Source organism: Paenibacillus monticola (assembly GCF_009664975.1).
Lineage (GTDB): Bacteria > Bacillota > Bacilli > Paenibacillales > Paenibacillaceae > Paenibacillus_AQ > Paenibacillus_AQ monticola.
This window is the reverse complement of the sequence record NZ_WJXB01000002.1, coordinates 804,725-817,849: the sequence shown is the minus strand read 5'-3', so window position 1 is coordinate 817,849 and position 13,125 is coordinate 804,725. Positions and strand designations below refer to the sequence as shown.

Here is a 13,125-nt window from a genome sequence, read left to right as displayed (position 1 = left end):
AGATATAGATTCCACATGAATCATCTTTCCAGAAGGAGCTGTCCCAAATGAGAAAAAGAAATAAGTTCAAGCATGGGGTATATCTGCTGGTGGCCCTGGCCATGCTCGTGTATGCAATGCCAAGGCTGTCACTCGCGAATGGGCCGAGCTGGGTATTCGGTTTTGGTGTGGTCTGGTCAATCTTCGCTTTTTTGGTGATTGCCGCCCATTTGCATTTCATTATCGGTGTGGATGAGGAGAAGGCCAAGCGGCTGGAAGCTGTACGCAAACACAAGCTCGAGCAGTGGCCGGGCAAGTGGAGTGAAGAGGGCCGGGTTACGCAAAGATAAGCAGATATTCAATTGACAAGAAACATAAATAATCCCTGAATTCGCTGTTTTTTGGCGGAACAGGGGTTTCTTTATTTTCTCCAACTATTGGCCCGATAATCTGTTGTACTGAGCTATTCTCTCCGTTATAATGAGTACAGTATAGTACAGATCGGAGCATGGAGGTGTAACAGTTGGAAGGTCAAGTCGATACGATTACCAAACATGAGCAACTGCTGCAGCACATTGAAAGTCTTAAGGTTAGCACCAAGATATCCGTCCGCAAGCTGGCAAAAGAAATGGGAGTCAGTGAGGGTACTGCTTATCGAGCAGTTAAAGAAGCGGAGAATCTCGGAATCGTGATTACGAAGGAACGAATCGGGACAGTTCGGGTGGAGAAGACGCCCCGCAATATTTCAGAGCAGCTTACATTTGGAGATGTGGTAGACATTGTTGAGGGTCATGTTCTGGGTGGAGCCAACGGTCTGACTAAACATCTTCATAAATATGTAATCGGGGCCATGAAGGTTGACGCCATGATTCGTTATATTGATGCTGATAGTCTGTTGATTGTGGGTAACCGTGACGACGTGCACTCGCTTGCACTGGAACAGGGGGCTGGGGTTCTGGTTACGGGTGGTTTTGGTACAAGCCGTGATGTAAAGACGCTGGCAGATGAGCTGGATTTACCAGTCATCTCCTCAAGACACGACACGTTTACAGTAGCTTCGATGATTAACCGGGCAATTTTTGACCGGCTGATTAAGAAGAAGATTATGCTGGTTGAGGATATTGTCGATAGCAAGCCCCGTATGAATACATTAAAGATAGCAAGCACTGTCGCAGAGCTGCGCCAGTTGTCACTTGAAACTGGCGAGCAGCGTTTCCCCGTAACGGATGAATGGAATCGGGTCATCGGGATCATCGGCCGCCGTGATGTAGAAGACCTCATGGAGGGGCAGAGTATTGAAAAAGCCATGATTCGCAGTCCAATTACTGCGGTGCTGCAAACGTCGCTGGCTTCGGCCGCCCAGATCATGATGTGGGAAGGTATTGATTTCCTACCGATCGTGGACCGCAACCGGAAATTAGTTGGCTCCCTTACACGCAAAGAGGTGCTGCAAAGTCTGCGTGATGTCCGCAATCAGCCTCAACTGGGTGAGACGTTCGATCATCTGATCTGGAATGGTTTCGCGGATGAACGGGATGAGAATGGCAAGTTATTCTTTCATGGCTTCATTACACCACAGATGGCGACTGACCTTGGGACGATTTCAGAAGGTGTACTTTCTACGCTGATGACTCTTGCTGCATTCAAGGCGGCTAAGGACCTGACAGGAAACGATTATGTGCTGGACAACATGTCTACCTATTTTATCCGGCCAGTCCAGATTGAACACTCCGTCATTGTCATGCCGAAGTTGCTTGAGATTAGCCGTCGGACGTGCAAACTGGAAATTGAAATTAGCCATCTGGATACACTGGTAGGCAAGTCTGTATTAATGCTGCAGTCCATTGACTACGGATAGCAGATTTATTGGGGGAAGATCGCCACTGTGTAAGGCCTGAATTGTACCTGCCAAATAGACTATCCTCGGCTTTTACTAAGTGAGGATAGTCTATTTTTAAAATGACGCAAAACCGAAATTTGTGGTTGACGAACTCGAACGAGCAAACAAATAGGCAAACATGCAAAGCCTGAATAGTTGGAGCTAACCCTAGCGGACTGTATAGCTGCTATTTTACTTTTGAGGGGATATGGGGAACATGAAGCGGACACAGAAGACGTTATTGAATCAATAACAGGCTCTTTTGGGAGGGAATGGGGTCAATAGTGTCGCTGGAGTCCGTCAAATTCCCAAATCACCTGATTTCGAGCAAATAGGGGCTTTTCAGTCCGGTTCCTAAGCTTGCGCTCTCTTTACGCTCAACAAGCTTCCTAATGTGGTACACTAGGTCAACCCCTGATTTTGAGCTAGAGCCTACAAAATATAACGGTTCTTCTGAACTCGTGTTTCAACTAACTTCAATCCCTGTAGGATGTCCTCACTTCGCTTCAGTCCCTGACTTCGTCCGGCTGTAATAACCGTAGCTGCGCAGCCCCGAGAAGATATTGAATGCGCCAATCACGAGGAATGCTGCTTCTACAATAATATTAACTGTAGATCCGTGGAACAGGAACATGGATATCAGTGCTAGGGTGATCAGCATAGCACCGAGTAGTACATTCATGACAGACCGCTTTAGTCCTTTGTCTCGGGGGTTTGAGGTCCGGCGTGAAGATAGGCTATACACGGCGGCTCCAATGACAAAGACCATCAGCAGGATAAACAGCAAATACTTAATGAACATAATCATGGGTAGGCAGCTCCTAATAGCATGTCATGCAAAGCTCCGAATGACGAATACATTGTTGATCAAAGTCTTACCTGTCCATTATTGTAGCATGATTATCTTCAACTGCGTCTGTAAGGATTAATCTCGACCCAAATTTGCAGTACACCCTCCATGACGAGCATCGTTCGTATTCGAACGGAATATTCTTTTTCACGCACGATGTACATTTTGCCATCCAGCAGTAAACGGGCCAGCTTGCCATCAGTGTCGATGTCGAACATGCTGCGGCCGCGCATCGGTTCAAGGTCTTTGCCCATTTCCCTGATGATTTCTTTTACGGTCACAGGGTCCATGGCGTCCGCTCCTTCTTTAATCTTGCTTTCTTCTGCGCGGATCTTGATCTCTCTGATCACGGTAGAGGTATTATTATATTTCTTGAGCGTTTTGATATCCTTCTGATACTGCTCGATCTGCACCCGCAGATCCTGATTATGCAGCCACATCATGTTATACCCCATATGAAAAATTGCATTGTATACAACGCTTCCCACAACAACCCCGAGAACGAACACGGCCGAAACCTGGGAGAACTGGCGGAAGCGGTGAAAAGGCGGAACCCTCAATAGAACTACCCCCTGCCGCACACCCATTTGACAAGCTCACTGCCCATATGGGCACCTAAAAAAGCGAAGACGAGATATAATATTTGCTTGATGGCCGGGGAAAGATTGCCGCCAAGCATATTGCTCTCAATGACCCGCATGGGATCGATCGTACCGCCGACAGCAGCGGCCAGCGCCCATATCTTGATCCGGTCAGCGACTTCGAGCATTGTGAGCGTAGGAGGCTGCAGAGAAAAGACTGCGCCAATGCCGCCAAGCATCGATCCGCCAAGCACAATTCCGAAAGCTATAAAAAAATCGAGGACAGCCTTGCTTAAAAAAATGTTCATAGAGGCCCCTTTCTTAGACAAGGCATTTGCCGGCTCCGCCTGTCCATGTGCGCTTAATCCATTCTATGGGCGGTTCCCCTACTAATATGATAAAATAGTTACATCTTATGGTTGATTTCTGGAGTGGAAGGAAGTGGGGTTATGAGCTCTTTCGTGCATTTGCATGTGCACAGCGAATACAGTTTACTGGACGGAGCGGCGCGTATTACCGATCTTGTGCGCCGGGCCGGGGAATACGGCATGAAGTCGCTGGCGCTAACGGATCATGGAGTGATGTACGGGGCCATCCCCTTTTATAAAGCGTGCATAGAGAAGGGCATTAAGCCGATTATCGGCTGTGAAGCCTATTTGACCGCAGGTTCGCGCCGGGAACGGGGCAGCCGCAAGGACCAGCCGATTTATCATTTGATCTTGCTTGTCAAGAATCAGATCGGCTACAGAAACTTGATGAAGCTGATCTCCATCGGTCATCTGGAAGGCCAGCACTATAAGCCGCGTATCGATATGGAGGTTCTCGCTGCGCATTCAGAGGGTATTATTTGCCTGAGCGCCTGTCTCGGAGGAGAGGTGCCGCAGCACCTGCTGCATGGTCGGGATGAGGAGGCGCGCAAGGCAGCGCTGCGCTATAAGGAGATTTTTGGAGAGGATTTCTACCTGGAGCTGCAGGACCACGGTATAGGTGAGCAGAAGCGGGTTAATCCGAAGCTGATTGCTCTGGCCGCTGCCTGCGACATTCCTTTGGTTGCCACCAATGATGTCCATTATCTGCAGCAGGAGGATTCCGAAGTACAGGATGTATTGATCTGTATCGGTACGGGCAAAACGGTGGATGATGAGGAACGTTTCAAGATCGGAACAGACCAGCTGTTTATGAAGAGTCCTGAGCAGATGGCTGCTTTGTTCCCGCATGTGCCGCAGGCGCTGGCGAACACGCTCTTGATCGCTGATAAATGCAATCTGGAGCTAACGTTTGGCAATCATATCTTGCCTGCTTATTCACCGCTTCCAGAGGGCATGGATTCTGCTGTCTATTTACGTGAGCTATGCTGGAGAGGGCTAGAGGAACGTTATGCTGACACGCCGTTATGGGCATCTCCAGAAGAGCGGGAGACTGCAGAGCAGCGACTAACCTATGAGCTGGGTGTTATTGAAAAAATGGGCTTTTGCGATTATTTTCTGATCGTTTGGGATTTTATCGCCTATGCTCATCGCAAAGGGATTGCTGTCGGTCCAGGCCGCGGCTCCTCCGCAGGCAGTCTTACGGCGTATGCCCTGCGGATTACTGATGTGGACCCGCTCAGATATAATCTGCTCTTCGAGCGTTTCCTGAATCCGGAGCGGGTCTCAATGCCTGATATTGATATTGACTTCAGCGATGAACGTCGTGAAGAGGTTATTGCCTATGTCGTGGAGAAATACGGAAGAGAGCATGTAGCCCAGATTATTACATTTGGAACCATGGCAGCGCGGGCCGCTGTGCGGGACGTTGGACGAGCGCTGAATCTTCCCTACAACGAGGTGGATAAGGCGGCTAAGCTTATTCCGGGGCAGCTTGGAATTAGCATTGCCCGGGCACTGTCGAGCACACCGGAGCTGCAGGCGCTGTATGACAATAATCCCAAGATTAAAGGGCTGCTGGACATGGCAATGAAGGTGGAGGGCATGCCGCGCCATGCTTCGACGCATGCTGCCGGGATCGTCATTTCTAAGGGTCCTCTAACCGATGCCGTACCACTGCAGGAAGGGAATGAAAGTACGGCTCTGACCCAGTATTCGATGGAGCATCTGGAAAGTGTCGGACTGCTGAAGATGGATTTTCTGGGTTTGCGCACGCTGTCGATTATCGAACGCTGTATGAACTCGATCAGGGAAATGACCGGAAGCGTTCCGGATTTCCGTATTATTCCCGATGATGATGCCATGACTTACGAGATGCTGGGGATCGGCGAAACGGCTGGTGTGTTTCAAATGGAATCTGCGGGCGTAAGGCGGGTCCTGAAAGATTTGAAGCCTACCGGCTTTGAAGACATTGTATCCGTGCTTGCGCTGTATCGCCCGGGCCCGATGGAGTTTATCTCCAAGTATATCGGAGGCAAGCATGGTCTAATTGAGGTCGAATATCCGCATCCTGATCTGGCGCCAATCTTGGCGGACACCTATGGAATCATCGTCTATCAGGAGCAGATTATGCAGATTGCTTCCCTGATGGCAGGCTTCTCATTAGGTGAGGCGGATCTGCTGCGCCGGGCGGTCTCGAAGAAGAAACGGGAGACGCTGGACAAGGAGCGCGGCCACTTCGTACAGGGCAGCTTGCAGCAGGGATATAACGAAACAGATGCAAATGCTGTCTACGATATGATTGTACGGTTTGCCGATTACGGCTTCCCGCGCGCTCATGCCGCCGCTTACGGCGTGCTGGCTTTCCAGACAGCCTATCTGAAGGCTCATTACCCTGTGCAGTTTATGGCTTCTATGCTTACGGCTGTGATGGGAACCCACCGCAAGGTGGCAGAATATGTGCTGGAATGCCGGCGCACGGGCATCGGTGTATTGCCGCCGGATGTTAATGAGAGTGGTGTGTTGTTTACTCCGGTACCGGGTACCGACTCAGGCCATATCCGTTTCGGCCTGGCTGCGGTTAAGAATGTTGGCATATTGGCTGTTGATAACATTATTGCTGTCCGCAAGGAGCGTCCGTTCGACAGTCTGCTTGATTTCTGCCGTCGTGTTGATCTGCGCGTCTGCAATAAGCGGGTGGTAGAATCTTTGCTGCAGGCAGGAGCTTTTGATCGTTTGCCGGGCCATCGGGCCCAGCTGCTGGCAATGCTGGATGAGACGGTGGATGCTGCGGTGAAATGGCGCAAGGAACGGGATGAACTGCAAATTCAGCTCTTCGACGATCTGATTGAAACCCCAAACTGGGAGATCCGTTATCCGGAAATTCCAAAATTCACGGTGGGACAGCAGCTTGAGCTGGAGCGTGAACTGCTCGGTCTGTATCTTTCGGGCCATCCGCTGGATGATAGTGCCGTACTGCTGGAGGAACCTGGCATGCAGCGGCTGATGGATCTTGGCGAGGCTGCGGATGAGAGTGGGACAGTGACGGCGGGCATGGTTGTCTCCGTCAAGGAAATTACCACGAAGCAGGGCAAAGCCATGGCCTTCGTGGAATGGGAGGATCAGATCGAGCGCTGCGAGGTCGTGTTCTTCCCCGAGGTGTGGAAGCGAAGCCGCAGCCTGATCGAGAAGGGCGCGCTGCTTGCGCTGCGCGCCAAGGTGCAGCAGGAAGACGAAGGCTTCAAGCTGCTGGCCGAGGAGGTGGCGCCGCTCGCCGCGGACGCCGTCCGCGGCTTGCTGCAGCGCCGCAGTGCAGCTGCGGCCCGGCCATCCGGCACGGGCCGCGCAGGGCCAGCAGGAGCGCCTGGCGCGGCTCCTGCTTCCCGGGCAGGCGGCGCTGGCACTAGTGCCGCCCATCACAGCGCGGCGGGCAGCAGCGGCGCCCGCCCTACTGCCGGCGGGGCTGCGCCACCGCCCGCCGCAACCCCGCTGGCAGCGGCGTCTGGGGCTGTGGCCTCCGGCCAGAGCCGCGCCGCCGCTACAGACGCCGCGGATCGGCTTCCTCCCGCCGCGCAGAGCACGCAGCGTGTCTATATCAAGATCACGCCTGCTACCGAGAATGCGGCGCTACTGTCGCGCCTCAAGGAACTGCTGCAGAGCCATCCCGGCGCTGCTGCCACGCTGCTGTTCTACGAGCGGGAGCAGAAGCTGCTGGCGCTTAGCGACAGCTACAGGATCAAGCCTTCAGAGCAACTTATTGCGACCATCGAGGCTATGCTTGGGACTGGCACCGTAAGAATAAAATAAGCACATTTTGCCTGCTTTCCGCATACATTAGGGAACCACAGGGTACTCCCTGTGCGGAAAGGGGAATGACATCATGTCCTATCAAATGGCAGTAGAGCTGCTGGAGCGCAGAGGAGTGTCGCTTTCTTCTATTGCAGAGATCGTCTATATCTTGCAGTCGGCCTACTATCCCGATTTATCCGAAGAGGAATGTCTTTCCAGTGTCAAAGCAGTTCTTGGTAAACGAGAAGTGCAGTATACATTGATGACGGGGATTGCCCTTGATGAGCTGGCGGAGAAGGGGTTGCTGCCGCAACCGCTGCAAGCGGTCATGGAGGCGGATGAGTCACTCTACGGAGCGGACGAGACTCTGGCGCTAGGGATTACAGGGGTATATGGGATGATCGGACTGACAGGTTTCGGTTATCTGGATAAAATAAAGCTTGGAATCATCGGCCAACTGAACGATGATAAGAGTAGCATTCATGTATTTCTGGACGACCTGGTTGCTAGTGTGGCGGCTGCGGCTTCCGCTAGAATTGCCCATCGGCATGAAGGTGCGAAGGTGTACCCACATGTCACAGGCACGGAATAAAGGTTCTACCCGATACAGTTTCCTAATTATACAGTTCTTCATGAGCTAATTTCGAGATGAATACTGTATTCAAGAGTTTCTCGTTAGTATGGAAATATAGCTCTAGCGCAGCCTGCCCCGGTCTTGCTTCCTTCCTGTAACTTCTGTTGCGGGAAAAAAGAAAACTGTGTTATCATAATTCCATTATACGGGATACGGCTAGGAATTAAGATGAGGGAGGCCTCGCAGGGCATGTGGACGGTAATCTATATCGCTCCAACCGCCAGAGTGGCGGAAATGATTAAGAGCAAGCTGATGGAAGAAGGATTTCTGGTAGAATGCCGTCCAATCAATATGTCCAAGCAGCAGTTTGAGGTTTTGGTTCCTTCGGGTGAGCTTGAGGAAGTGCAGGAAGCTCTTAATCTGATTCTGCATCCCTGAATTTAAATTTCATCTAGAGCAGTCATGACAGCGGCAAGCTGCATAACGCAAATAAACGGCTGAAGAGGTGCGGTTGTGTTTAAAGATTTATTTCAGAAAAAACGGAAGTACGCGACTATTCCTTCAGAACGTCTGGAGCGGAGCGGTGGACCGGCGGAAGGGGAACGCCCGAAACGGGAGATCCCTGAAGGACTTATGAATAAGTGCAACAAGTGCGGAACGATTCAGTACAGCAAAGAGCTGGAGAAGAATCTAAAGGTATGTCCGTCCTGCGGTTACCATATGCGCCTAAACGCCACGGAGCGTATTGCAATGATGCTAGACCCAGAAGGCTTTACCCAGTTTGACAGCGAGATGACATCTGTAGACCCACTGCATTTTCCTGGCTATGCTTCCAAGCTGGAACAGCAGCAACTGAAAACTGGACAACTTGATGCTGTGATTACCGGACAGGGAACGATCGGCGGTCATCCAGTTATCGTTGCTGTGATGAATTTTGAATTTTTCTCCGGAAGCATGGGATCAGTCGTTGGAGAGAAGATTACCCGTGCTGTCGAGGCGGCTACGGAGAAGCGGCTTCCGATGCTGATTTTCTCAACCTCGGGCGGAGCCAGAATGCAGGAGAGCATCCTTAGTCTTATGCAGATGGCGAAGACGAGCGCAGCGTTAGCTCGTTTTAACGAAGCGGGAGGGCTGTATATCTCGGTGATTACGGATCCGACAACCGGCGGAGTTTCGGCAAGCTTTGCTAGTCTTGGTGATATTAATATTGCCGAGCCTGGAGCGTTATTCGGTTTTGCTGGACGGATTGTGATTGAACAGACTATTCGTCAGAAGCTGCCGGATGATTTCCAGACCGCGGAGTTTAATCTGCAGCATGGACAGCTGGATTTAGTAGTGCACCGCAAGGAATTGCGGGCAACACTGACCAAGATTTTGGATTTGCACGACGTGAAAGGGGGATTTTAGGTTGGCAGGAGAGTTGCCTTTTGAAATGCCTCTGGTTGAAATGCGCAAGAAGATCGCAGAGTTGAAGCAGTTTGGCGAAGAGAAGGGGATTGATTTCAGCGATGAGGTCGCCCGGCTGGAGGAGCGCTACCACGTATTGGAAGAAGAACTGTACTCTAATATTTCTCCATCTCAGAAAATGCATTTGGCCCGTCATCAGGGACGCCCGACATCCCTTGATCTTATAGGACTGATCTTTACTGATTTTATCGAACTGCATGGGGACCGCTTGTTTGGTGACGATCTTGCAGTTGTAGGCGGCATCGGCAAACTGAATGGTATTCCGGTTACCGTGATTGGTCAGCAGCGCGGGAAAGATATGAAAGAGAATATTTTGCGTTTCTTCGGCAGCGCGCATCCCGAGGGCTTCCGCAAGGCGCTGCGTCTGATGCAGCAGGCGGACAAGTTCCGGCGTCCGATTATAACCTTTATCGACACGAAGGGTGCTTATCCCGGCAATACAGCAGAGGAGAGAGGCCAATCGGAAGCGATCGCCCGTAATTTGCGCGACATGTCCCAGCTTGGTGTACCAGTCATCTGTGTGGTAATCGGGGAAGGTGGAAGCGGTGGTGCCTTGGCACTAGCTGTCGGCAATCGTGTGCTGATGCTTGAACATGCGATTTATTCAGCAATTACCCCTAACGGGGCTGCCTCTATTCTGTGGAAGGATGCCTCCAAGGCAGAACAGGCCGCTGAAGCTATGAAGATCACAGCAGATGATTTGTTTGGCATGGAAGTAATCGAAGAGATCGTTCTGGAGCCAAAGGGCGGTGCACATCGTGATTACGAGACTACAGCAGCAAATATCAAGGATGCGGTGTGGCGTCATTTGCAGGAACTGTCCACTTTAGATTCTGCGGAACTTAAAGAGGATCGCTACCGTAAATTCCGTAAAATTGGTGAGTTTGCCGAGACCCAGCAGGAGCTAATGCTTCCTGAAGAAGAGGCCGTAAGCGAAGAGTAAACAGGCTGATTCATTTGCACTTTAACACATATAGCAATCCCATAGAGCTCTATTTTCAAAAATGAGCTAATTATACATTTTTTTCAATAAAAATAATCCCGGTAAGCTACTGGGGTTATTTTTATTGTGAACGTGCAGGCACAAAATCCGACTTAAAATTACAGCGGAAAGTCGCTATAACATTGATTTTGTGTCCAAGTTGCAGTAATATTCATAGAGGTGTAGATAAAGGTGCATGTGATAAAGTTCCTATTTAATCATTAAGCCTTATAGTAGATTTTGTAGTTGGAAAAAGTGAGACAGAGAGAACGAAAAAACGGAGGAAAACCTAATGCGGAAAAGTAAAATTGTATGTACGATTGGTCCTGCTAGTGAATCGTTGGAGAATATCAAAAAATTGATTTTGGCCGGTATGAATGTAGCCCGTCTGAACTTCTCCCACGGCGATTTCGAAGAGCATGGTGCCCGGATCACAACGATCCGTCAAGCATCGAAGGAATTGAACAAAACTGTTGCAATCCTGCTCGATACGAAAGGACCTGAGATTCGTACTGGCAAGCTGGAAGTGGAACCGATTGAACTGGTTCAGGATGAGTATTTGACACTGACTACGGAAGAAATCCTTGGTGATGCAAACCGTATCTCGATCACTTACAGCAACCTTCCTAATGATGTTCAAGTGGGTTCAACTATCCTTATCGATGACGGCCTTATTGGTCTGACAGTTGTCGACATTCAAGGTACAGAAATCAAGACACGCATTGTTAACGGCGGTACGATCAAGAGCAAGAAGGGCGTTAACGTACCAGGAGTACACATCTCCTTACCGGGCATTACGGAAAAAGACACCAACGATATCATTTTCGGGATTGAACAGGACATCGATTTTATCGCCGCTTCGTTCGTTCGCAAAGCTAGCGACGTTCTGGAAATTCGTGAGTTGCTTGCGAAACATAATGCTTCCCACATTCAAATCATTTCCAAAATCGAAAACCAACAAGGTGTTGACAACCTTGATGAAATTTTGGCGGTTTCCGATGGCATGATGGTTGCACGTGGCGACCTTGGTGTGGAAATCCCGGCTGAAGATGTGCCGTTGGCTCAAAAAATGATGATTGAAAAATGTAATATTGCCGGCAAACCAGTTATCACAGCTACACAAATGCTGGATTCCATGCAGCGCAACCCGCGTCCTACCCGCGCTGAAGCGAGTGACGTAGCTAACGCTATTTTTGACGGAACAGATGCAATCATGCTTTCTGGTGAAACTGCTGCTGGTAAATATCCAGTTGAATCCGTACTCACAATGTCCCGTATTGCTGAGAAGGCTGAATCTGCGCTGAACCACCGTGAAATCTTCATGAAGCAACAAATCGCACAAGAGACTACTGTTACAGAAGCAATCAGCCAATCCGTTGCCATTTCCGCTCTGGATTTGAATGCTAAAGCGATTATTTCTTCGACTGTTACAGGTCACACTGCACGTGTTGTTTCCAAATACCGTCCTAAAGCTCAAATCATTGCAGTAACAACTCAGGAAAGAACTATGCGTCAATTGGCGCTGGTATGGGGCGTAACTCCAGTATTCGGCTTAGAAGCTTCTTCGACAGACGAACTGCTGGAAACAGCAATTAAAGGCGGTAAAGATTCCGGATTGGTTACTACTGGAGATCTGGTTATTATTACTGCAGGTATTCCACTGGGACGTTCCGGTTCGACTAACCTGATCAAAGTTGAGACTATCTCCTAACAAAGGGTTTCAAGAATGACATGGATAGAATTCTTTATTCATGACCAAAAGCAATGGTGTAATCCGCCATTGCTTTTTTTGATGGATAAATCAAGATTGAACGTTTTGACAAATCCATATATGCTATTGTAATGAAAGTTATTACTTTTGCTTGGAACGAATTAGAATCGGGCTTCTGGAATATACAAGAGGTGGCATTTTCGGGTAGAGCCGCTTGACCACAAACGCGTCACCGTTAGCATTAGGATAAGAGGGCACAGCAACCGTAACATAATTCTGAACCATAATACCTCCCTTAGAGGGTGTAAGCTTTGGACTCCTCCCGTTAATCCGACAGCGGGTAAAATAGGTTGGCGATACACGGGCGAGCTTGGCAATGATACCATCAATCTGTGGCGCTTCCATGATCCATTCAGCCGAGGTTTGGGGTCCACTGTAACTCTGCAGAGTCCGGAAGGTCCATTTCCGGCTTAGATTGCTGATTGTAATTGACCATTTGGTGCGGCTAATCTTTACGATTGTCGCCCGCATCAGATCTCCGGGACAAACCTTCTGTGGAATAACCGTCTCAGCGGCCGGTAGAATTTCCCACCAGGCATAATAACGGGCAACGCCATTTACGAATTCATGGCCTGTTCCCGTCTGAATAAGGCTGCTATTCTTAAATCCATCGATCCCGATCCATGCAGAGGAATAGGTTGATTTGGAGGTGGGTTTTACATAAGGAACACGCCACTCACCGGAAATACGCTGAAAAGCTCCTTTTTTACCGGTGATTGCGTAGCCGCTCCAGTTCCCGGAAGACCAACCAAAACCGGAACTTTTTGCTTTTCCTGTATTGGATTTGTCAGTAATGCATGGTTGATGTAACTTATTAGTATAGTTTGGATTCATCCCTTCACCGCCTTTATTAGTTTCTGTAGTATTTAATGCGATGAAGGGATGAGC

At 49.7% G+C, this 13,125-nt stretch carries 12 protein-coding genes; 8 read left to right on the top strand and 4 right to left on the bottom strand.

The genetic code is table 11. The features are described from left to right. Window positions 1–47 precede the first annotated feature (47 nt). Both GJB61_RS08215 and GJB61_RS08210 read left to right on the top strand, forming a co-directional pair. Window positions 48–329: a hypothetical protein gene (locus GJB61_RS08215; RefSeq protein ID WP_154117973.1), complete on the top strand. Its 282-nt coding sequence runs from the start codon at window positions 48–50 to the stop codon at window positions 327–329. Between the two features lie 173 nt (window positions 330–502). Continuing rightward, window positions 503–1,837, top strand: coding sequence for a DRTGG domain-containing protein (locus GJB61_RS08210; protein WP_154117972.1), 1,335 nt, complete (start codon window positions 503–505; stop codon window positions 1,835–1,837). A gap of 517 nt (window positions 1,838–2,354) precedes the next feature. Here the strand turns inward: GJB61_RS08210 and GJB61_RS08205 are convergent. The 3 genes from GJB61_RS08205 to GJB61_RS08195 form a co-directional block, all read right to left on the bottom strand. Beyond that, window positions 2,355–2,666 carry a YtpI family protein gene (locus tag GJB61_RS08205; RefSeq protein WP_154117971.1) on the bottom strand — a complete coding sequence of 104 codons (312 nt, stop codon included), beginning with the start codon at window positions 2,664–2,666 and terminating at the stop codon, window positions 2,355–2,357. Between the two features lie 98 nt (window positions 2,667–2,764). Next, window positions 2,765–3,268 (bottom strand): sporulation membrane protein YtrI, encoded by a 504-nt coding sequence (locus tag GJB61_RS08200; protein WP_154117970.1) that lies wholly within the window; start codon window positions 3,266–3,268, stop codon window positions 2,765–2,767. A gap of 5 nt (window positions 3,269–3,273) precedes the next feature. Continuing rightward, a complete protein-coding gene (locus GJB61_RS08195) occupies window positions 3,274–3,597 on the bottom strand; it encodes a YtrH family sporulation protein (RefSeq protein WP_154117969.1) in 324 nt (107 codons plus the stop codon). A 141-nt stretch (window positions 3,598–3,738) separates the two neighbouring features. Here GJB61_RS08195 and GJB61_RS08190 point away from each other — a divergent pair, with 141 nt between their 5' ends. The 6 genes from GJB61_RS08190 (at window position 3,739) to pyk (ending at window position 12,177) form a co-directional block, all read left to right on the top strand. Beyond that, window positions 3,739–7,461, top strand: coding sequence for a DNA polymerase III subunit alpha (locus GJB61_RS08190; RefSeq protein ID WP_154117968.1), 3,723 nt, complete (start codon window positions 3,739–3,741; stop codon window positions 7,459–7,461). Window positions 7,462–7,534: 73 nt separating this feature from the next. After that, on the top strand, window positions 7,535–8,035 hold the full coding sequence (locus GJB61_RS08185) for a phosphatidylglycerophosphatase A family protein (protein WP_154117967.1): 501 nt from the start codon (window positions 7,535–7,537) through the stop codon (window positions 8,033–8,035). A 231-nt stretch (window positions 8,036–8,266) separates the two neighbouring features. Next, window positions 8,267–8,455 (top strand): glutamate decarboxylase, encoded by a 189-nt coding sequence (locus tag GJB61_RS08180; RefSeq protein ID WP_154117966.1) that lies wholly within the window; start codon window positions 8,267–8,269, stop codon window positions 8,453–8,455. Between the two features lie 75 nt (window positions 8,456–8,530). Then, entirely contained in the window at window positions 8,531–9,424 is an 894-nt protein-coding gene (gene accD, locus GJB61_RS08175; protein WP_338115708.1) for an acetyl-CoA carboxylase, carboxyltransferase subunit beta, read from the top strand. Between the two features lies 1 nt (window position 9,425). Further along, window positions 9,426–10,427 (top strand): acetyl-CoA carboxylase carboxyltransferase subunit alpha, encoded by a 1,002-nt coding sequence (locus GJB61_RS08170; RefSeq protein WP_154117965.1) that lies wholly within the window; start codon window positions 9,426–9,428, stop codon window positions 10,425–10,427. A gap of 331 nt (window positions 10,428–10,758) precedes the next feature. Beyond that, a complete protein-coding gene (gene pyk / locus GJB61_RS08165) occupies window positions 10,759–12,177 on the top strand; it encodes a pyruvate kinase (protein ID WP_154117964.1) in 1,419 nt (472 codons plus the stop codon). 141 nt (window positions 12,178–12,318) lie between these two features. Here the strand turns inward: pyk and GJB61_RS08160 are convergent, their stop codons facing one another. Next, window positions 12,319–13,071: a G1 family glutamic endopeptidase gene (locus GJB61_RS08160; RefSeq protein WP_154117963.1), complete on the bottom strand. Its 753-nt coding sequence runs from the start codon at window positions 13,069–13,071 to the stop codon at window positions 12,319–12,321. Window positions 13,072–13,125 lie beyond the last annotated feature (54 nt).